We start from the raw sequence: 18893 nt of genomic DNA on the forward strand, positions 1-18893 counted from the left end.
TAAAATTTATATGATTTGTAATATTTAAACAACGGAACAAACAGTGGGAAAAAGGGGGACAAAAAGTGGATTTGCAGGAAGAAAGGTCGTCCGTCGTACCATTTGTACACTCGATTTTTTTCAAGCTGTTTGTTTATTTTCTACTGTTGTCTATCGTTCCTTTGACGTTATCCGGGCTCCTGACCTATAAAAATGTCTCCGAGCTGCTGGTCACCAAATTGGATCAGGATGCCTCCTCCGTGTTGGAACAAAATTCGAGAACCCTTGCCTTTTATTTCAACGACTTAAAGCGGATGGGGGAAATCTCCTTCCTAAGCTCCTCTGTCTCTGATTTCTTAAAGAACAAGGATTACGACGCGTACCTGCTCTCCTTTCTCCCGCTCGATCAGGCTTTCTCCAGCATTCACTTGATCCGGCCTGAAAACGTAGGAATAACCCTTGTCAGCGACCACGGGTTTGTCTACTCCTACGGCTATTCCCTCAATCGCGACCAGAGCAGCTTCTACCAATTTGAATGGATGCCCAAGCTCTCCCAGCTCTCTAGTGAGCCTACCATTACCCGCTTGCATGATCGACCTTACAGCACCAGCCAAGAGGAAGAGCCCGTCTTTTCCTATGTCCAACGCTTATACAGCAAGGATCTGAAAGCAAAAGGGGTTCTGATCATCGACTTTAAGAGAAGTATTTTAGACAGCCTGTTTGAAAGCAGCTACTTCTCCAAAAATGCCCATGGCGGAATCGAATCCGGCATGCTGATCACCAGTAAAAGTGGTGACGTATTGTACCCGCAAGATACCGATCTTTTTCCTACCCAAGACATGCAAAACTTAGATCAAGTCAAGCGTATCACAGATCGATCCGGCAACCTTTACCGAACTGTCGCGCTTTTGAACGAGGAAACGGACTGGACCCTGATCGGTTACTTCCGGGAATCCACTCTGTACGAGCCCATCTACCGCATTCGCAATTTCACCTATTGGATTCTTCTTCCCAGTATCGTCTTTTGCCTGTTAGCCTCGTTTTATTTGTCCCATCGAATGTCCGACCCAATCCGCCATCTGCAGAGCTTGATGATAAAAGTGGGTCAAGGCGACTTTCATCATCTGTTTACGTTACGACGAAAAGATGAAATCGGCCAGCTAGGGCGAGGCTTTAATCAAATGGTGGGGAAAATCAAGGAACTGATCCAGCTCGTCCATGAGGAGCAAAGCCAGAAGCGGCGAGCCGAGCTGACCGCCCTACAGTCGCAGATTAAACCTCATTTCCTCTATAACACGCTAGAGTCTATCAACAGTCTGGCCCGCAAGCACAAGGAACCGCAGATCAGCAAAATGATCGTTCTTCTAGGGAAGCTGATGCGGTTATCCATCAGCACGTTCGATGAGATGATTCCGATCTGGAAGGAATTAGAGTACGTCAGATGCTATTTGGAGCTGCACCAATTTCGTTCTCGAAGACCGATAGAGTACGAGATTGAAATGGACGAAGAGATTCAGAGCCTCTACACCGTAAAATGGGTGCTCCAGCCAGTCGTGGAAAACGCGATTCTGCACGGCTTGGACCCTATCCCCAAACAGGACGTCAGTGGACGCATTGAAATCAAAGGGTGGCTCGAACACGATGCCGTTTACCTGCAAGTAAAGGATAACGGTGTGGGACTTGAAAAAAGCAAGCTGGAAGAAATGCGCCACAACCTCGAGCATCACTCGCAGGAGCTCACTCAATTCAAGCAAAAAGTGGGGCTCTATAATGTTCAATCGCGTATCCGTCTCCATTTTGGAGCCACGTATGGACTTTCTGTGCACAGCGTTCCCGAGCAAGGCATGCGTGTCACCATTAAACTGCCGAGGAGGACTAGCGATGACCAAGCTACTGATCGTGGATGACGAATGGATGGTCTCTGACAGTTTACGCTCTATGGACGAGTGGAAGGAGCGCAACATCGAGGTAGTCGGAACAGCAGGCAGCGGTACAGAAGCTTTGCAGTGGCTGGAACGGACCCATCTCGATATCGTCCTGACCGATATTCGCATGCCAGATATGGACGGTCTGGAGCTTTTGCAGCGGCTTTATGAAAGCAATCCAGAAATCAACGTCATACTCATCAGTGCGTATGAGGAGTTTACCTACGCGCGTACCGCCTTGCGATACCAAGCCAAGGGATACGTAACTAAGCCGATTGACACCGACGAGCTTTTCTCGATCGTGGACAGCTTGCTCTTCAATGAGCCAGCTTCGGACGGCCCCAAAACCTATCACGAAGCGATTGTAGAGCGGGCGATTTCCTACATGAAAACGCATTTGGGAAAGCCCCTCTCGCTCAGGGAAACAGCAGAAGAAATTCATCTCACCCCTCATTACTTCGGGAATGTATTTAAGACAGTGACCGGAGAAACCTTTGTCAATTACCTCACCCAGCTCCGCATGAAAAAGGCTTGCGAGCTGTTGAAAAACCCTGAGCTCAAGCAGTACGAAATATGTGAGCGAATCGGGTACGCGGATACCAAGTACTTTGCAAAGGTGTTCGCCAAAAGCTTTGGGATGTCGCCGCGCGAATATAGGCAGGAATATGCAAGAAAGGGCTAGCAAAAGTTCATTTTTCATACGCTAGATGTATTCCTCTGGAGTGTATCACCGCTTCTGATCCAGTCACTACAAGCATGGCAAAGTAAAGGAGTGAACATGCGAAACCCGCCAGAAATATGGCGGGTTTTACGTAAGTCTAAGAAGAAACGGGTCGTTCCTCCTCTTCTATTAATTCCCTTGTCCAATAAGTGTTGCTGCGCTTTATTTTTGCCGGCAAACCTGCAGCAACGCAATGACTCGGTATGTCACTTGTAACCAGAGAACGTATTCCTATAACGCTATTTTCACCGATCGTGACTCCTTTCAGAACATTCACATGCGCTCCTAGCCAGACGTGATCTCCAATATAAATATCCCCGACCCAAGTTAATTCGTTTGTTTGATTCCACATCCAGAATAGAATGGGAATCCCCGTTTCGGATATGAACGTCATAAGAGAACATGCAATCCTTCCCTATTTGAACTTTTGCTTTTGGCTCAAGTGCAGAGACATTTGCTTCTTCAAATGTTGTTTGACTCCCGACAATTATTGTACAATCTCGTGTTTGGAACCAGAAGCTTCCAGCCGCTAAGATGCAACTTTCACCTATCTCTAAACAATGCCCTGAGCCTTTCATGTCAATTTTCACATTCGATACTCTAGAATTTGCCCCGATAGAGATGTAGTTATCGTCCCCTGCAATATTAATTTCTACCTTTTTCAGATACGCCCCTTCGATATTCAGAACGTTCCTTTTTCCATGTATCCTTCTATTATTTCGATTCAGGTAATAATAACATTTGGATAGGAACACTCGTAATGAATGCTCCTTTTCTGTACCTGCCAAATTCCCTTCAAAATACTTTTGGAAAAGTCATCAGAAAACTCCCTCTTCCCTTTCTCTGCAAGCGAAGGCTACTCTTTTAGAGGCACATGCTGGATTCTTTTGATCAGGTACCTACTCTTATAATCAAATCTTCCCAGAGCATCGTGCAAACTGTTAGCAGCTTCCTTCGCATCTTCTACACTCCTAATCAGCCTTTTGTTCGTTTTAAAGAACACCTATGATGTTTATTAAAGATCCATCCAGGTGAGGATTAATCAGAGGTAGCCATAAAGCTTGATTGATGGAAAGCAAGACTAGATTACTTGCAGCTCAAACGTCACCGATTGGCTTCTCCTTTGTCATCATTTCAGTAAGCGTTATGGTTGAGATACCAAGTGTCTTTGCAGTGATCTTGTGTCTGTATAGAATTGGACTGTCCAAAAGTCAGAGATTTTGCCGTTTCCGATAGAAAAACTTCGACCCGGACATTACAGTAGCGCAAGATTTGAACGCCATGCTCTCGGTGACATAAAAGCACTGCCAACAAAAAAGAGGCGGTTTCCCGCCTCTTTCTCCTGCCCTTAATCCCAAGCGAAACGCTGCTCTTTCCAGGGATCTCCATACATGTTATACCCGTTCTTCTCCCAGAAGCCCTGCTTATCTTTCTCCAAAAACTCAATTCCGCGCACCCATTTAGCACTCTTCCAGAAGTACAGGTGGGGGATGACAAAGCGCAGCGGCCAGCCGTGATCCGGGGTCAGCTCTTGTCCGTTATGTTTGTTGGCAAACAGGTTTCCAGGGGTCATGAAGTCCTTGAGCGGCACATTGGCTGTCCAGCCTTCCTCTGCGTGCAGCATGACGTACTTCGCTTCCGGCTTTACTTTTACCAGCTTCAGCACTTCTTCTACCGGAATCCCTTCCCACTCGTTGTCGAGCTTGCTCCAGCCCGTAACGCAGTGAATATCGTTCGTCGTGCCGCCTTTTGGAAGAGCCATCATCTGCTCGTAGGAAAGCGTCACTTCCTCTTCGACCAATCCAAAAATACGAAAGCTCCACTGTGTGGAAAGATCCGTGTACTCCGGCACTTCTCCATAGTGTAGTACAGGGAATCCGGTCGTTTGTTTTTGATTGGGCGGGATGCGGTCTCGCTGCGTATTCGTCGCTTGATTGAAAAACATATAAGCCCAACTCCTCACTGTCAGTATTGTTCTCTGCTTCCCTTCTTACCATATCCTTCACAAGTCTGCAAGAGGGTTTGCACACTTCCTGCTGGCAAAGACCCATCAGCTTGCCTGCACAAAAACCCCCGCGATCCTGCGAGGGTTCTCTTGTTCCTTTTGCCGCTTGCTTATTTCCCTACACGCAGCAGTGCGTGATCGACTTTGATGCACATGTCGTTGACCACAGCAATTCCATCCGCGCTCATCAGGGCAGCTGCCTCGTCATTGGAGATCCCTTGCTGCATCCAGAATACTTTTGGTTTGCTCTTCATTTTTTTCGTATCTTCTGCTACTGGCAGGACATCCTCGCTTTTTCGGAAGACGTTGACGATATCGACAGGCTCCTCTATTTCTGCCAGGCTCGCCAAGGCCCGCTCACCCAACACCGTTTCACCTGCGATTACAGGGTTGACCGGGATGATTTTGTAGCCTGCGTGCTGCATCGCATCTGCGATCATGTAGCTGGTGCGATCTGGCTTGTTGGAAAGCCCGACGACGGCAATCGTTTTGGCTTCCTCCAGCAGCTGTTTGCGAACTTCGTTACTAGGATTTTGTACCATATTTCAACACTCCTTTAGGAATTAGGATTGGCTGCGATTCGATACAAATTGAACGATGGTCCGAGTCATGACACCGGTACCTCCATGCGGCTGCATGTCGCCGGTATTGGCATTGTAAGCCGTTCCTGCGATATCCAGATGCACCCATGGCGTATCTTCTACAAACTCCTGCAGGAAAACACCGCCGATGATGCCGTGTCCATAGCGTCCGCCCGAGTTTTTCAGGTCGGCAAAACGGCTCTTGTTCAGCTCCCGGTACTCTTCAAATGTCGGCAGCTGCCACAAGCGCTCGCCTGCTACATCTGCCGCTTCCAGCAGCTCTGCCATGAGGGCTTTGTCATTTGTCATCGCCCCGGAGCAGTAGTGACCCAATGCCACCACGATACCGCCTGTCAACGTAGCTGCATCGATCAGGCAGGTTACACCTTGCTGCTTCGCGTAGGTGATGCAATCCGCCAGTACGAGGCGGCCTTCTGCATCCGTCGTAATGATTTCCACGGTTTTTCCGCTCATGGTCGTGATGACATCCCCTGGACGGAAAGCCGTACCCGATGGCATGTTTTCTACCGTACCGATGACAGCCAGCACGTTTACTTTCGGCTTGATTTGGCCCAGCGCTTCGAGGGTACCGATCATCGCTGCGGCTCCACCCATGTCGGATTTCATGTCTTCCATACCAGCTACCGGCTTGATGGAGATCCCACCTGTGTCAAAGGTGACCCCTTTTCCGATCAGACCGATGACATCATCCCAGGTCTCTCTTCCCTGGTATTTTACTGCGATAACGTACGGCTCAAGCTCGCTGCCTTTTGCAACGGACAAAACCCCACCCATGCCGAGTTCCTCCAGCTTGGACTGCTCCAGGACTTCGACTGTCATGCCGTAACGGTTTGCCACTTCTACGGCTGCGTCCTTTAATGCTCGCGGCGTCAAATAGTTGGCAGGCTCGTTTACCAGTGTGCGGGCCAGATTCGTACCCGACACCAGCGCTCGACCCAAATGAACGCCAGCGGCTACCAGCTGTTCAGCGTCTTCCGCTGTCATCACCCGCACAGCAGCGACAGGATCAGCCTCGCGCTTGGCTTTTTGGCGATAGCCCTCATAGTGATATTCAGCAAGCCCAAACGCTTCTGTCACCGCCTGAGCCAAACGATCTGCGGCGAGCTTGTCGGTCGTAGGCAAATCGATCGCGACCGTTTTTTCTTTTCCTTTTCCCAAAACGGTTTTGGCAGCACGTCCCCATGCACTGCGAGCCGCTACAAAATCAAACTTCTCTGGTGCGCCCATGCCCACGACAATCAGCTTTTTCGCTGCCAGTTTACCCATGCTATGAATAACCGCGATAGCTTTTGCATCGCCGCTGATTTCCTTTTCCTTTTGCAAAGCGCTCAAGCTGCCCGAAAAAGCTTGCTCCAGCTCAGGGTACACCTGCGCCAGCTCTTCCCCTTTCCACAGTGGAACAATCAGTTCGTCACACTCTACATGAACTAGCGCAATCCGTTTTTCTACGGTCACTTCCATATACTCTTCCCTCTTTCCCTGTGATAGGATACAATTATGTGCACATTTGTAGTTTTCAACGCCTTGATATTCGAAGGCCCAATTACGATGTGTCGATACACAAACGCAAAGACGGAAAAACCATGGCTTTGGCTTCTCCAGGAGGAATCACGTCAAGATCAGGCAGGGCACTCTCGCAGGCTTCTATGTACCCGATCACACCTGCCACATCCAGTCCCCAATGAACAGGGCCGTAACGGTTCAGGTACTTTCGAGCGTTGCCAAACATCCAGCGAGCGCCTTTGATATTGCCGTATTCCCGATGATACAGGCCGACTGCCATTTGCAAGAGCCCTTGCAGGAACTTGTCGGATTTGTTTTCCATCCAGATCTCTTCGAGGAGATCATGGCATTCGTAGTACTCACCTTCATTGAATTTCTCAATGAACTGCAGATACTGTCCGGGATACCGCATGGATGTTCACACCTTCCGTTTCACCGTTGCAAAAAGAAAACCTCGTGAAACGCTTCCAAAACACTGTATGTAGAGCTGCCTGACAAATTTTTTTCATCAGCTGCTTTACTAATGGTATCACAGATTGGCATTCCGTTACATCCATACGAAAACTTCACGGATGGAGACCTCGCCCTTCTGTTACAATATACGAAAGAAGCGTACGTAGAAAGGAATGGATTTTCCGTGGCGGATATTTTAGAAAACTTCCCCTTATGGGCTGCGCTGCTTGCCATAGGAATCGCCCAATTCATCAAAATTCCCCTCAATTATTTCGCTACCAAAACATGGCAATGGTCGCTGATGTTGAGCACAGGCGGCATGCCTAGTTCCCATTCTTCAGCTGTAACCGCTCTCTCCACGGCAGTGGGTCTGCGTGAAGGCTTTTCCAGCAACATGTTTGCTATCTCCGCCATTCTTGGTGTGATCGTCATGTTCGATGCGGCCGGTGTCCGCCGTCATGCCGGGATGCAGGCTGTGGTGCTGAACAAGCTCGTGGATGAGTTTAATCATCTCCTGGAAGGCATGAAATCACTCAAGGTGCGTCCGAATCAGGAAAAGGCCAAAAAGCTGAAGGAGCTCCTCGGTCATCAACCGATCGAAGTGCTCATCGGCGGTTGGCTGGGCATCATGATTGCGCTTTTGGTGCATCCGTTCTTCTAAGGCATACCCAAAGGGGGGACTTTGCATGCGAATTGTTTCCATCTGTCCGAGCAATACGGAAATCCTCTATTATCTGGGTCTAGGTGAACAGGTCGTGGGGCTGGACGATCATTCGGACTGGCCCCTGGAGTGGCAGCACTTGCCCAAGGTGGGGCCGGACCTGACCATCGACATGGATCGGGTAGCGGCATTGAAGCCTGATTTGGTCGTTGCTTCTCTGAGCGTACCCGGCATGGAAGCGAACGTGGATGCCCTGCAGTCGCGCGGCATTCCCCACATCGTCCTGAACCCATCGCGTATCAACGAGATAGCAGCAGACATCCGACTGGTCGGAGAAGCGACAGACATGCATAAGCAGGCGGATCAGCTCGCCACTCTTTTTGACGAAAGAGTGGAAACCATCCGACATCGAGCGTCTCAATATTCTCACCGCCCCAAGCTCTACTGGGAGTGGTGGCCCAATCCAATCTACACGCCAGGTGAGGAAAACTGGCTTACGGATGTGAGTGAAATCGCCGGCGCCATAAATGTCTTCCGTGACTATCCGGTAGCAAATGTCAAAGCGACACGCGAGATGGTAGCCGAGCGCGATCCAGATCATATCTGTGTCGTCTGGTGCGGGATTGAGCTCAAACGCATCAAACCCGCGATGATCACCGAGCGTCCCGAATGGCAGGAAATGACGGCGATCCGCAAGCACCAGGTCCATTTGCTTGAAGAAGGACTGTACTGCCGTCCCTCTCCCCGCATTCTCGACGGCCTGGATAAGCTCGTAAGCCTGATTCACCCCTAACACAAAAACGTTCAGACCTGATTTTGGCCTGAACGTTTTTTCATTTTTTCTTTCATGCTGCCTACGCAGCATCTTTGTTTTGCTTATGCTATTCACTTTTTTGTGTTAATTTACGACTTCCGCCATTGCCGCGATTCCTTTTTGGTTCAGGCTGTTGAGAAAGGCTTCTGTCAGCTTGCCATCACCTCGTCTGACGATATAGACGTCCACTGATTTTTTGCCCCATTGCTTGAACACGTCCTGCTTGGTTTCAAAATACAGGTCAATCTTGTGTCCGCGGATTGCTCCACCTTTGTCCGCTACTACACCATAGCCGTAGCCCGGAATGTACAGCACCGTCCCAATCGGAAAGATACGAAGGTCAGCAGCAATTGTTGAGTAATCGTCTCTTCGTACTTTCACGCCTGAATAAGTGATGCCGTAAGAAGGATGAGACGGATTCTTGCCTGTCGACTCAAATCCGGCGTAATAGCCTGTCGCTACGACGCGTACTTTCGGAAACTGATCCAGGAGTGCGTCCGATTTATCAATGACTTGAGTGAGGGAGCTAGCGGAGACCGTGCGTTTTTTGACGACCCGCTGCCCATCTTTCGTTTCTCTAATTCCAAATGCAGTTTGGATGCTGCGATCTCCAACTGCGTTATAGCCATACCCATCGCTCGCAAATCCCGTCAGAACCATGATGAACAGAGCGATGAAACTGATTGACAGCTTCCCATTCATTTCTGGTAAACCTCCTCTCGGTTCTAGTCATGTCCCGAAGAGAAGGAAAGTATACACAAATTTTGGATGGTTTATGAAAAATTCAGTATATTGCGTCCGATTTTCCCCACACAAAAAAAGGATGCCCGCCCAAATGGGAGCACCCTCAGACTGTTATTAAAACATCCGGTATCCTTTTTTACGCAGGGTGTGAATCGTCCATCCCGATGCTACCGTCCCTGCCATGCCACATCCTAAAATGACCGCATCCCAGATGCCTGGAACTACTTTTTGATAAACCAGGGCACCTACAAGCACCCCCAATGCAATGACCACGGGGAACCACGTTGTTTTCAAAATCATGTTTAAAATAAATCCGATGCCAAAGCCCAGCACGGTAAAAAGAACAATGGATACTACAAACTGAAGCAAACTCATCGATCTTACGCCTCCTGCCTCTCCCGCACATCCACCAATTGGGTGCAAAGATGGCTATTATCGTATTTTAGTGTAGCCTAAACCAGATGGACTGGTCAATATTTGACAACAAGGCGGACTCGCAAAAAAAGCCGGCACGCTCTCGCGCCCGGCTTTTGTACGTATGCTCGTTTACTTATTCGCTGCAGAAACAGGTTCCTCTTGATGATGGGTTCCAGACCCTTCACAGTTCGGACAATTTTCCGATCCGCCCAGGAGCAGTTGGAAATACCCTTGTCCATTGCAGTACGGGCATTGTTCTTGTTTATGTCTCATGGTGAGCTCCCCTTTCCTATCTTACATGCGTTGGAAATAATTGCATGTATTTTCTGATAATTTTGATGTATCTAACTTTAACAGAAAAAACGCCGTCTGCACAATTCAGTTATTGTGTGAAAAAACAGAAAAAACCGTGATGTAAGCGGAAACATCACGGTCTAGCTTCTTCAATCGCACCATTACTTGAATATTTTATAGGATGTGTACTGAAAGACTGGATCGATATCGTATGTCTGCCCTGGCATCCCGCTCTCTCTTTTTGCATAGCCAGGTAGAATGATTTTTAAGTAGGTAGATGACAGCGGATCCGTCAAGAGTTCACGGATGGGCTTGAAGCAAGTCTCGGCGATTTCCCCCTCCTGTGGACGCGGCTCGCCGCTTACATAGTCCATCCAGAAGACGACCATATTATCACTGATCGAGCCTTTAATGACACCAGAGCGAATCCCTGCCACCTGTCGCACGACGGCTTCCACACCTGTCTCCTCCAAGACTTCGCGAACGGCTGCCTCGTCTACCGTCTCTCCTTCTTGTACAAATCCTGCAGGAAAGGACCACTGCCCTTTCAAACCACTGTAAGCCTTTTTGACAACGAGGGCTTCTTCCCCGCGAATGACGATCCCGCAGGCCCCCAGCCACACTTTTCCTTCACGCACGTGTATCGCTTCCCTTCTCGTCCGATGCTGTGCTTTGAGTATACCATTTCTGGCAAAGGAAAAGCCCCCCGGCGCATACCGGAGGGCACTCTCTCTTACTCGTCATCGTCGTCCAGCAGTCCGTTGTCGATCATATAGCGAAGGTTTTCCCGATCCCGCTCTCGTCCTTTTTCCTTTAGGCGCTCAATGGCGGGCAGGATCAGTATGTCTACCTCGTGCTGTACATGCCAAGCGAGATCATGGCGCCCCTGTTCCTCCAGGTAAGCTCCCACTTCCATCATGGCATTGTAACGGTCCATCTCTTCTTTGGTCATCAAGCCTCTGACCTGAATACTTGCATGACGCATGCTACAGCTTCACCTTTTTCAGGGCGAGACCGACGCCACCGATTTTGTACAGGTAGCGCAAATCGCTTGCCTTTTTCATCATGGCTGCCGTGCTGCCGAATAATTTTTTTGATCCGACCTGACCGATGCCTTCCCCTTTGCCAAGAGAAGCCAGCGTTCCTTGCAGGTGCGGGGTAAACTTGTGTGTTACTTCTCCTCGAATGATTGCGACGAGGTTCTCTCCGAGCGTTTCGCCTTCTTGAACCGCGATTTGGGCTGTCGGCGGATACGGGCGTCCTTCCTCGTTAAAGATCAGCGCGCAGTCACCTACGACAAATACGTTTTCATGGCCAGGCGCACGCAAGTATTCATCTACTTTTACGCGTCCACGCATCACTTCAAAGCCAGCCTGTTCGACGATGCTGTTTCCTCTCACGCCAGCTGCCCAGACGACCGTTTTCGCTTTGATCTCTTCTCCCGTTGCCAGCAGAACACCATCTGGCGTACATTGCTTGATCGGCGTGGCGATTTTGAATTCGATTCCTTTTTTGCCCAGAACGTCCATCGCGTAGTTGACCAGCTCAGGGTCAAAGCCAGGCAGAGCGGTCGGTGCCGCTTCAATGCAATATACCTTCACTTTACTCGGGTCAACGTCGAATTCCTCGCACAGCTCAGGCAGACGATCCCCCAGCTCTCCGCAAAACTCGATTCCGGTAAAGCCAGCGCCGCCCACTACGAACGTGACGTAATCCGTGCGGTCAGGCTCCTGCTTGAATTTTGAGAACATGTACTGAATATGCTCCCGAATGTTGCGGACCGCGTTGATGCTGCGAATGCTGAAAGCGTACTCCTTCAGGCCCTCGATGCCGAACGTTTCCGGCTCACTGCCCAGCCCGATGACGAGGTAGTCATAATCGAGGATCTCGCCGCTCTCCAGTGTGACGGTCTGCTCCTCAGACTGAATCGATTTTACGGTTCCTTTAACAAAATTCACTTTCTCTTTGTTGATGATCCTATCCAAATCGACGCGGGCATGATCAGCAGAGGCGGTACCAGCGGCAGGCTCATGGAGCCAGGTCGTGATGTAATGGTAGTTGTGCTTGTTGACCAAGGTGACTTCCGCTTCGTTATAGTTCAGCTTTTTCTGCAGCTGCAGCGTGGTGAGCAGGCCTCCGTATCCGGCGCCGAGAATGAGGATTTTAGGTGTACTCATGAATATCCCTTCCATTCATCAGGATAATGGTAACTAAAGGATGTTTGTGCCAAATTTCACGTGGTTTGTTACGAAATAGGATGCCCCAATCTCGGATGTGTTGTCGGCTCGGAATGGTTGCTCTGGGTAGCCTTCAATTCCAACCTGTGAAAAATTGCACAAAGCTAGAAAAAATGTGTCAATTTCTTTACAGTTACCCTCATCATATCCAGTGATGCTTGGTTTGGCAAGGTTTTTTTACCCATCTTTCCCAATTCCATCTTTGGACTAGCTCTAACGCGCTCCTCCTTTTTATTTTTCCCTCCAGGAACATTATTTTCGTATAAAAGAAGTATTTCTATAATGATGGATGCGCTGGATTTTGATTAATTCCGGAGGTGCTTGGGATTGAATTTTCTGCAAAGGGATGAGCATATCTACGACATCACGATCATTGGAGGCGGCCCGGCCGGATTGTTCACAGCTTTTTACGGTGGTATGCGCCAGGTAAGCGTAAAGCTCATTGAGAGCATGCCGCAGCTTGGCGGTCAATTAGCTGCCCTTTATCCTGAAAAACACATATACGATGTGGCCGGTCTGCCCAAGGTTTTGGCTCAGGATCTGATCAATAATCTGAAGGATCAGATTGCTCGTTTCCAGCAAAAGATATGTTTGGAAGAAAAGGTCGAGAATGTTGCGAAAAATGCAGACGAAATCTTTGTGATTACCACCGATAAAGGCATGCACTACTCTCGGGCCGTGATCATCACAGCCGGTGTAGGAGCCTTCGAGCCTCGCAAGCTGGAGCATCCGGATGCCAGCAAATACGAGAAATCAAACCTGCACTATTTTGTTACCGACCTGAACTCCTTCAAAGGCCAGCGCGTTGCCGTCATCGGCGGGGGCGATTCCGCCCTGGATTGGTCTTTGATGCTCGAACCCATCGCAAAAGAAGTGCACCTCATTCATCGGAGAGACAAGTTTCGAGCGCACGAGCATAGCGTTGACATCTTGATGTCCTCGAGTGTCAACGTAACAACCCCCTACGAAGTGACCGCGCTGCACGGCGAAGAAGCCATCGAGCGTCTCACCCTGACCAACTGCACGACCAAGCAAGAGCTGGACATCGAGGTTGATGCTGTCATTGTCAACTTTGGTTTTAGCTCTTCACTCGGTCCGATCAAAAACTGGGGCTTGGCACTGGAAAAAGGGTCCATTGTGGTCAACAGCCGCATGGAATCGAACATTCCCGGCGTTTATGCCGCAGGCGACATCGCCACCTATCCAGGCAAGGTCAAGCTGATCGCTGTTGGTTTTGGCGAAGCGCCCACTGCTGTCAACAACGCTGTCGGCTACATTTTCCCAGATGCAAAGCTGCAGCCTGGTCATTCCTCCAGCATGGACAATTTTAAATCCTAGGTCTTGCCTAGAATGAGCGCGGGAGTAAGCCTCCGCGCTTTTTTGCTGTATGGGATTGGAACGCTTGCATACTCCCCCTGCTTCCCGCGCACAGTAGGAAGAGCCCAATCTTCTTTTCGAGGAGGATCTCATGGACCATCTCTGCCCGGTTTGCAATGGTTTGGTTGCCTTGAAGCAAGCGTGCTCCCGGTGTGGAAATCGCTTGGATGATGCAGGACGGCTATACGACTTTTACGGTGACTACAGTCCTTATCGGGAAATCGATGACGCAAAGATGGATAATGGCTACCCCGACCGCCAAAAAAATCAATGCCTTCATACCGGCTGGTGTCCACAATGCCATGCGGGTGAAATGGTGATTGTGCAAGAGTGGACACCAGATCGGCTAAACGCACAAAAGGACGCGCACCAGTGACACGTCCTTGTTTTTGCTGCGTTATTTTTGTTTTTCTGCCAGCCGTTTTGCGAGACGGTCGTTTTTCGCCTTCATTTGCTCTAGCAGCTTGGGCAAAGCGGCTTTGATTTTTGCTGCATCACCCGAAGCAATGGCAGCATCGAATTCCTCGTGGACCTGCTTGAATTTCTCGCGCTGCGCCTCTCTGTTTTCCTTTTCACCAGACGGCACGGTACCGCGATTTTTTTCCTTCCACTCCTTGTACTGCTGCTCCATCTGTTCGCTGCTAATCTCCCCGCTTTTGACCTTCTCTCTCAGCTGGTCTCTCATTTTGCTTTTTTCCTCGCTTGCAGTTTCACGAGCTGACCGGAGCTGCTCTAGCAGTCGCTCCCGTTCTTTCATCACGGACTGCCATTCCCCTACACTGTTTGGCGTGTACTTCTCCGCCAGTAGCGTCATGTACATCCTTTGATGGGCACCCATATGCATGCCGTATCGCATTTTGACCTGGCCTTTTCCATGATCACCATGCGCCAAAGTTACACTGTTTGCCTGGACAAGCGGCTGCTGCGCCGCCAGGACACTTCCCGGCATTGCCAAGCCCACGACCAGAGCCGTAGCCATCCATCCTGTTTTCCATTGCTTCATGCTGTCCACTCCTTTTCCAGTCTGTACAATCGTCGCTCGACCTGAGAGGAAAACGGGTCTAATCCATCTCCGCTCTCCTCCGAAAGTTTGTCCATCGATTGTGGCACGATTGTTGAAGAAATATGGAAAAATGTAGTAATTTTTCCGTGACTGCCGTTAAAAAGGGCGCAATTCGTTTCGATCCAGACCCAAAAGCTTGACCAACCCCATCTGCTCCAAATCCTGCTTTGTTTTCGACGTTCCATGCTGATAAATGATTTGGTAAATCGCTCGCAGGTTGTCATCGTATTCATCGTTGTCGCGGTCCGGCATGTCAGACCAGAGCGTATGCCCGTGCATCCACATCATGAAGTCCCCATGCACGCAGTTATTCATCAGATCACGCAGCATCCCGACTTCCACATCGGTTGCCTCAATCTCAAAGTCATACGTCGAAGAGCCTTTTTCACTCCGAATCTCTGCAACAGTCGTACCGCTTTGCAAAGTGATGTAATATCGATTTTTATCCAGGGCCACCATCTCCTATCCATCGAACTCGGCCCTGCTGTTGGGAGCGGAGCCTGTGGAAGCTGCGTCTGAGCATTCCTGCCTTACTCCTTTACCATTCCCATACAAAGGCAAAATATGTATTTCGTTATGCAAAGTTTTTTTATAAAAGTGGCACAAAAAGCCGAGCTTCTCTACACACTGGCTCAAAAGAAAGCGGAGCAAGAGGTCAAAGCCTCGAATGAAAAAGTAAACGAGGCCAAAGAAGCATGGGAGAAAATGAAATCGAGCCATCAATCCGCTGAGGAGCAATATCGCGAAGCTTACCGCTCTTACCTCGGTGGACAAAAAACGTTGGCTTTAGCTCGCTGACGAGGAAGAGGAATGGCTGAAAAGCACTACGAAAACCATCGTGTCCGCCTATACGTACAACGTCGCTGTGGCAGCATTCCTGCAATCCACTGGCTATTAATCCATTGTCCTTTTTCCAAATCTTGCATACCACTTCACCTCTCGCTATGCTAGTAAGCAGGTGATGAAGATGCGATTGATTATAGATACTTTCGTGCAAGTGGCACAGGATTGTCCCGTAACGACTGGAGTCGTACCGACCACAAAGCCGAATGCAAAGCCGTCCATTCACGTCCTGCAGTACGAGCTTTTGTCTATCGATCCCTATCGCTACACCATAGATGATCTGATCTATGAGGTACATATCCGCCATAAGGAATACCCCGAAGAGACGATCGCCAAGGACGCAGACCGAATCCGGGCCGAGCTGTTTTCGAAAAGCCATCCTTGCATGCGCGCTTCCATGCTTCCCAAAAAGTACGGCTGGGGCGTTCACTACGATCCCGCAGGAAAGCTCGCGATCTACGGTATGGAAACCGAGCAGTACCGCAAGTTCGTGGAAGGTACATCGGGCACACCCAAGCTGGTTTATGCCATGCGCAACAAACGGGCTTGACTTCCATGCAAAAAGCGCAGAATCAAGAGATGATCTTGGTTCCGCGCTTTTCTTTTTTTCCCCTGCTACTTGTTTTCCTTGCGAAGGTTGTGGCCCGTATTTTCTCCCGTTTTCGGCGGCGTGCTGCGGGAGCCTGCTGATGCCTCTGTCGGTCGCTTGTTGTTGTGCTTTGCCATCTCTCTTGCGACACCTCCTGATGTTTGAATGGTACGCAAGATAGTATGCCCCTGTGGAAAATGAGAAAACACTCTGACTCGCGAAGCAGGCCAAAGTGTTTGGTGGGCTGGTTTATTTTACGACAAGTTTGGCTACCATTTTGCCATGGTCTGGACCGCAAATCACGTTGCAGAAAATGGTGTACTCGCCAGCTTTATCGATTTTCAGTGTCTTGCTGCCTTCTTTTTGAAGCTCAAAATCTGTGCCTTCGATGCCGATCCCGTGGAAGCCTTCAGCAGACTTGAAGTTCACGGTGAATTCCTCTCCCGCTTTCACTTCAAATGTATCCTGATTGAATTTCCAGTTGCTCGCTTCAATATTGATCGCCGTACCTGTCGTCGCAGCTGGAGCCGCAGCGCTTGGTGTACCGCTCGCCGCCTGATCCTTGCTCTCGCCGCCACAAGCTGTCAACAGCATCGCTGAAAAGGCAACAGCGGAAACTAGCAATCCCCACTTCTTCGTCATCATGACCCCTTCTTTCTTCTTGTTCTACACTTCCATTTTACTGAAAGAAAGTCGTCCAAAATCTGGAAGTCTGTGACCGAATCGTGACTGAATCGTGACGAATTGGCTAACTTCGCTGCCCGCTTCCTTCTCCCTCGCTGTCCAGCTGAATCTGATAGATTTTTTTAGGTCTGCCTCGCATTTTTTCCTGCTTCTTGTACAGAATTCGTGCCCAAAAAATCAACCTAAAATTGCCGCGAGTACAAAAATCAGCCCTGTTTTGGACACTCCCGACAATCACTTTTTATAAACTTTGGTCATGACTTGCGAATACTTGCGTTCTTCTTCCTTCTTCTATTCGTTCGGTAAATTTTCCGTCTGTATATTCCTCTATTACCTTTTTCCAAAAGTGTTGAGCAGGCTTATTGTTATCAATTTGATAAACTTCCCATTGCCCCTTATGCAAATCAAAAATATCTTTAGCAACCAGTTTCCCTAATCCTACCCTGCGATACTTTTTAGCAATAAAAAATTCAGCAATTGAAAAATAAACATCACTGTTCCTATTTTTTAATTTGACCAGGGCAACCCCAACAATCTTTCCATTTAACCGAATTAAATACGGATAATTGGGGTCTGTTGTCCAATATTCATCTATTGGATAATCACTATACTTACCATTCTCTTCAAAGTGCAAATCCATAAATTCTGAAAAATCATAGATGTAGAATTGCAACAGATTGCGGAGTGTTTCTTTATCTTCCAAGGTTGCTATTTGTATTTCATAGTCCATTTTTTATACCATCCTTTTTTATTTTTCTTCAAATTGGAATTTTGTTAAAATCTGTATATTCTCCAATATCTTTTAGACTAAAAAGTTAGCTTAGTGAAGTCCATGCCTTATGTAGTAGATTTTTTAATACCAGATATTGGAACACCTATCCATATCGTTATCGCTTCAAATTTTGTTCATAGTAGGTCGCCTGGTGACCGTTATTAGGCAGTCAGAGCCAGAGAAGGTTTCTCGATTCGCGCCTTGTTCGCGCTCGGCTCCTTCATGCATCATAGCGCTCCACCACAGGCAGTACCTTCTAGCAACTGATCTTGCCGCTAGAGATGCCTCCTCACCAAATTTTGATCTAGTTCCCCATCCAAAAAGAAGAACGCCTTCGAAGCTGTTTACGGCAGCGAGGAGGGCTATTTTTTGCGGGGCGGATGATTGATCAAATACACCGTGATTTCTGGAAAGCAGCAGAAACGCAAAGGAATGCGGGACGTTCCCAGCCCTCGGCTAATCGCAAACAATCCGACCCGATAATCCTTCTTGATCCCAACATGAAAGTGCCTGTACGGCCCCAGCGTTTTCCCGAGCAGTCTGATTTGCCCCCCATGCGTGTGCCCTGTGAGCAGCAAATCCGCATGGACGCCATTCGCCCGAATATACGAAATAATGCTGGGAGAATGAGCGAGCAGCACCGTGCAATCCGCCTGCTCATCCGAGACTTCTGTATGGTATTGCTCAAAGCCGTAGGTTGAGTTATCGAAGCCATATATCCGCATCCGCGTGTCTCCGATTCTCACGATGCTATCCTGATTTTCCAAGACCTTCATGCACGTCTGCCATTGCTTTTTGCTGGCCGCGTAATCCGCTCCGGTGTAATTCCTCTTTTGAAACCCACGCATCTCTTCACGCTCGTAATTGCCTGGAACGAAGAAAATTCCATCCTTCGGCACAAGCTTTGCGATTTCCCTCATCACGTTCGCGAGCTGATCGCGGTTTTGCGTCAAGTCTCCGGTGACGAAAATCATGTCGGGCCGCCAGCGATTGACCAAGCGATGCAAGGTACCATTCAGAAAGCGGGTACGCCCGTGCAGGTCAGTAATGTGAATAAAAATGGAGGGTGGCATACGTGGATGAGAGAGATGGACAGGCGTCGTCTGGACATACAGGGTATGGTAAACAAACACCATCCCCCCTGCCGCAATACTGAGAAGAAGCACGATGGCAGCTCCAGTCATATCGGTAGTCCTGCTCCCTTCTATTG

Annotated in this window: 25 protein-coding genes; 8 read left to right on the top strand and 17 right to left on the bottom strand. The window is 49.0% G+C overall.

The window, feature by feature from the left end:
- The first annotated feature begins 65 nt into the window (after positions 1–65).
- The gene (locus tag ACLIN2_RS24630) at positions 66–1886 is read left to right on the top strand and encodes a cache domain-containing sensor histidine kinase (protein WP_411502429.1); all 1821 of its coding nucleotides are present in this window, start codon (positions 66–68) and stop codon (positions 1884–1886) included.
- The gene (locus ACLIN2_RS24635; protein WP_411502430.1) at positions 1861–2586 is read left to right on the top strand and encodes a response regulator transcription factor; all 726 of its coding nucleotides are present in this window, start codon (positions 1861–1863) and stop codon (positions 2584–2586) included. Before ACLIN2_RS24630 ends, ACLIN2_RS24635 begins: the two co-directional genes overlap by 26 nt.
- 136 nt (positions 2587–2722) lie before the next feature.
- Here the strand turns inward: ACLIN2_RS24635 and ACLIN2_RS24640 are convergent, their stop codons facing one another.
- From ACLIN2_RS24640 to ACLIN2_RS24660, 5 genes are all read right to left on the bottom strand, one after another.
- The gene (locus tag ACLIN2_RS24640) at positions 2723–3019 is read right to left on the bottom strand and encodes an acyltransferase (RefSeq protein WP_411502431.1); all 297 of its coding nucleotides are present in this window, start codon (positions 3017–3019) and stop codon (positions 2723–2725) included.
- Positions 3020–3973: 954 nt separating this feature from the next.
- Complete coding sequence (locus ACLIN2_RS24645; protein ID WP_122960931.1) at positions 3974–4570, bottom strand: sulfite oxidase-like oxidoreductase; 597 nt, start codon at positions 4568–4570, stop codon at positions 3974–3976.
- A gap of 170 nt (positions 4571–4740) precedes the next feature.
- Positions 4741–5172 (bottom strand): CoA-binding protein, encoded by a 432-nt coding sequence (locus ACLIN2_RS24650; RefSeq protein WP_092272900.1) that lies wholly within the window; start codon positions 5170–5172, stop codon positions 4741–4743.
- 21 nt (positions 5173–5193) lie between these two features.
- Positions 5194–6693 carry a leucyl aminopeptidase gene (locus ACLIN2_RS24655; protein WP_092272903.1) on the bottom strand — a complete coding sequence of 500 codons (1500 nt, stop codon included), beginning with the start codon at positions 6691–6693 and terminating at the stop codon, positions 5194–5196.
- An 82-nt stretch (positions 6694–6775) separates the two neighbouring features.
- Positions 6776–7147 (bottom strand): DUF309 domain-containing protein, encoded by a 372-nt coding sequence (locus ACLIN2_RS24660; protein WP_400588413.1) that lies wholly within the window; start codon positions 7145–7147, stop codon positions 6776–6778.
- A gap of 225 nt (positions 7148–7372) precedes the next feature.
- Here ACLIN2_RS24660 and ACLIN2_RS24665 point away from each other — a divergent pair, with 225 nt between their 5' ends.
- Entirely contained in the window at positions 7373–7849 is a 477-nt protein-coding gene (locus tag ACLIN2_RS24665; protein WP_092273048.1) for a divergent PAP2 family protein, read from the top strand.
- Positions 7850–7874: 25 nt separating this feature from the next.
- On the top strand, positions 7875–8642 hold the full coding sequence (locus ACLIN2_RS24670) for a cobalamin-binding protein (RefSeq protein WP_411502432.1): 768 nt from the start codon (positions 7875–7877) through the stop codon (positions 8640–8642).
- Between the two features lie 105 nt (positions 8643–8747).
- On the opposite strand, the gene ACLIN2_RS24675 is transcribed toward ACLIN2_RS24670, so the two are convergent.
- The 6 genes from ACLIN2_RS24675 to ACLIN2_RS24700 form a co-directional block, all read right to left on the bottom strand.
- Positions 8748–9365 carry a 3D domain-containing protein gene (locus ACLIN2_RS24675; RefSeq protein WP_092272912.1) on the bottom strand — a complete coding sequence of 206 codons (618 nt, stop codon included), beginning with the start codon at positions 9363–9365 and terminating at the stop codon, positions 8748–8750.
- 156 nt (positions 9366–9521) lie between these two features.
- The gene (locus ACLIN2_RS24680; protein WP_092272915.1) at positions 9522–9782 is read right to left on the bottom strand and encodes a YuiB family protein; all 261 of its coding nucleotides are present in this window, start codon (positions 9780–9782) and stop codon (positions 9522–9524) included.
- A 171-nt stretch (positions 9783–9953) separates the two neighbouring features.
- Positions 9954–10097 carry a YuiA family protein gene (locus ACLIN2_RS24685; protein WP_170184441.1) on the bottom strand — a complete coding sequence of 48 codons (144 nt, stop codon included), beginning with the start codon at positions 10095–10097 and terminating at the stop codon, positions 9954–9956.
- A gap of 182 nt (positions 10098–10279) precedes the next feature.
- A complete protein-coding gene (locus ACLIN2_RS24690; protein ID WP_411502433.1) occupies positions 10280–10756 on the bottom strand; it encodes an NUDIX domain-containing protein in 477 nt (158 codons plus the stop codon).
- Positions 10757–10851: 95 nt separating this feature from the next.
- Positions 10852–11103, bottom strand: a complete 252-nt coding sequence (locus tag ACLIN2_RS24695) for a hypothetical protein (RefSeq protein ID WP_092272921.1) — start codon at positions 11101–11103, stop codon at positions 10852–10854.
- Position 11104: 1 nt separating this feature from the next.
- Positions 11105–12295 (bottom strand): NAD(P)/FAD-dependent oxidoreductase, encoded by a 1191-nt coding sequence (locus tag ACLIN2_RS24700; RefSeq protein ID WP_310231964.1) that lies wholly within the window; start codon positions 12293–12295, stop codon positions 11105–11107.
- A gap of 387 nt (positions 12296–12682) precedes the next feature.
- Between ACLIN2_RS24700 and ACLIN2_RS24705 the strand changes: the two genes are divergently transcribed.
- Positions 12683–13693 (top strand): NAD(P)/FAD-dependent oxidoreductase, encoded by a 1011-nt coding sequence (locus ACLIN2_RS24705; RefSeq protein ID WP_092272927.1) that lies wholly within the window; start codon positions 12683–12685, stop codon positions 13691–13693.
- A gap of 130 nt (positions 13694–13823) precedes the next feature.
- Positions 13824–14108 (top strand): hypothetical protein, encoded by a 285-nt coding sequence (locus ACLIN2_RS24710; protein ID WP_411502434.1) that lies wholly within the window; start codon positions 13824–13826, stop codon positions 14106–14108.
- 21 nt (positions 14109–14129) lie between these two features.
- On the opposite strand, the gene ACLIN2_RS24715 is transcribed toward ACLIN2_RS24710, so the two are convergent.
- Both ACLIN2_RS24715 and ACLIN2_RS24720 read right to left on the bottom strand, forming a co-directional pair.
- Positions 14130–14735, bottom strand: a complete 606-nt coding sequence (locus tag ACLIN2_RS24715) for a hypothetical protein (protein ID WP_411502435.1) — start codon at positions 14733–14735, stop codon at positions 14130–14132.
- A 156-nt stretch (positions 14736–14891) separates the two neighbouring features.
- Positions 14892–15254: a hypothetical protein gene (locus ACLIN2_RS24720; protein ID WP_246010986.1), complete on the bottom strand. Its 363-nt coding sequence runs from the start codon at positions 15252–15254 to the stop codon at positions 14892–14894.
- Positions 15255–15392: 138 nt separating this feature from the next.
- Between ACLIN2_RS24720 and ACLIN2_RS24725 the strand changes: the two genes are divergently transcribed.
- Together ACLIN2_RS24725 and ACLIN2_RS24730 are read left to right on the top strand one after the other, a co-directional pair.
- Complete coding sequence (locus tag ACLIN2_RS24725; RefSeq protein ID WP_139228105.1) at positions 15393–15593, top strand: hypothetical protein; 201 nt, start codon at positions 15393–15395, stop codon at positions 15591–15593.
- A 169-nt stretch (positions 15594–15762) separates the two neighbouring features.
- Positions 15763–16188, top strand: a complete 426-nt coding sequence (locus tag ACLIN2_RS24730; protein ID WP_092272943.1) for a DUF6157 family protein — start codon at positions 15763–15765, stop codon at positions 16186–16188.
- 65 nt (positions 16189–16253) lie between these two features.
- Here the strand turns inward: ACLIN2_RS24730 and ACLIN2_RS24735 are convergent, their stop codons facing one another.
- The 4 genes from ACLIN2_RS24735 to ACLIN2_RS24750 form a co-directional block, all read right to left on the bottom strand.
- On the bottom strand, positions 16254–16403 hold the full coding sequence (locus tag ACLIN2_RS24735) for a hypothetical protein (protein WP_170184440.1): 150 nt from the start codon (positions 16401–16403) through the stop codon (positions 16254–16256).
- Positions 16404–16476: 73 nt separating this feature from the next.
- The gene (locus tag ACLIN2_RS24740; protein WP_092272946.1) at positions 16477–16869 is read right to left on the bottom strand and encodes a cupredoxin domain-containing protein; all 393 of its coding nucleotides are present in this window, start codon (positions 16867–16869) and stop codon (positions 16477–16479) included.
- A 283-nt stretch (positions 16870–17152) separates the two neighbouring features.
- Positions 17153–17641, bottom strand: coding sequence for a GNAT family N-acetyltransferase (locus ACLIN2_RS24745; protein WP_411502436.1), 489 nt, complete (start codon positions 17639–17641; stop codon positions 17153–17155).
- Between the two features lie 404 nt (positions 17642–18045).
- On the bottom strand, positions 18046–18867 hold the full coding sequence (locus ACLIN2_RS24750; protein WP_411502437.1) for a metallophosphoesterase: 822 nt from the start codon (positions 18865–18867) through the stop codon (positions 18046–18048).
- Positions 18868–18893: the final 26 nt, after the last annotated feature.

Origin of the sequence: Brevibacillus centrosporus, from assembly GCF_046622605.1 — a bacterium.
In the GTDB taxonomy this organism is placed as follows: Bacteria; Bacillota; Bacilli; order Brevibacillales; family Brevibacillaceae; genus Brevibacillus; species Brevibacillus centrosporus.

Coding starts and splice junctions, on each gene's coding strand:
- ACLIN2_RS24715 (WP_411502435.1), bottom strand. CDS start 14,735: ATGAAGCAATGGAAAACAGGATGGATGGCTACGGCTCTGGTCGTGGGC.
- ACLIN2_RS24695 (WP_092272921.1), bottom strand. CDS start 11,103: ATGCGTCATGCAAGTATTCAGGTCAGAGGCTTGATGACCAAAGAAGAG.
- ACLIN2_RS24745 (WP_411502436.1), bottom strand. CDS start 17,641: ATGGACTATGAAATACAAATAGCAACCTTGGAAGATAAAGAAACACTC.
- ACLIN2_RS24720 (WP_246010986.1), bottom strand. CDS start 15,254: ATGGTGGCCCTGGATAAAAATCGATATTACATCACTTTGCAAAGCGGT.
- ACLIN2_RS24635 (WP_411502430.1), top strand. CDS start 1,861: ATGACCAAGCTACTGATCGTGGATGACGAATGGATGGTCTCTGACAGT.
- ACLIN2_RS24710 (WP_411502434.1), top strand. CDS start 13,824: ATGGACCATCTCTGCCCGGTTTGCAATGGTTTGGTTGCCTTGAAGCAA.
- ACLIN2_RS24700 (WP_310231964.1), bottom strand. CDS start 12,295: ATGAGTACACCTAAAATCCTCATTCTCGGCGCCGGATACGGAGGCCTG.
- ACLIN2_RS24685 (WP_170184441.1), bottom strand. CDS start 10,097: ATGAGACATAAACAAGAACAATGCCCGTACTGCAATGGACAAGGGTAT.
- ACLIN2_RS24640 (WP_411502431.1), bottom strand. CDS start 3,019: ATGACGTTCATATCCGAAACGGGGATTCCCATTCTATTCTGGATGTGG.
- ACLIN2_RS24750 (WP_411502437.1), bottom strand. CDS start 18,867: ATGACTGGAGCTGCCATCGTGCTTCTTCTCAGTATTGCGGCAGGGGGG.
- ACLIN2_RS24660 (WP_400588413.1), bottom strand. CDS start 7,147: ATGCGGTATCCCGGACAGTATCTGCAGTTCATTGAGAAATTCAATGAA.
- ACLIN2_RS24655 (WP_092272903.1), bottom strand. CDS start 6,693: ATGGAAGTGACCGTAGAAAAACGGATTGCGCTAGTTCATGTAGAGTGT.
- ACLIN2_RS24730 (WP_092272943.1), top strand. CDS start 15,763: ATGCGATTGATTATAGATACTTTCGTGCAAGTGGCACAGGATTGTCCC.
- ACLIN2_RS24675 (WP_092272912.1), bottom strand. CDS start 9,365: ATGAATGGGAAGCTGTCAATCAGTTTCATCGCTCTGTTCATCATGGTT.
- ACLIN2_RS24740 (WP_092272946.1), bottom strand. CDS start 16,869: ATGACGAAGAAGTGGGGATTGCTAGTTTCCGCTGTTGCCTTTTCAGCG.
- ACLIN2_RS24680 (WP_092272915.1), bottom strand. CDS start 9,782: ATGAGTTTGCTTCAGTTTGTAGTATCCATTGTTCTTTTTACCGTGCTG.
- ACLIN2_RS24645 (WP_122960931.1), bottom strand. CDS start 4,570: ATGTTTTTCAATCAAGCGACGAATACGCAGCGAGACCGCATCCCGCCC.
- ACLIN2_RS24670 (WP_411502432.1), top strand. CDS start 7,875: ATGCGAATTGTTTCCATCTGTCCGAGCAATACGGAAATCCTCTATTAT.
- ACLIN2_RS24650 (WP_092272900.1), bottom strand. CDS start 5,172: ATGGTACAAAATCCTAGTAACGAAGTTCGCAAACAGCTGCTGGAGGAA.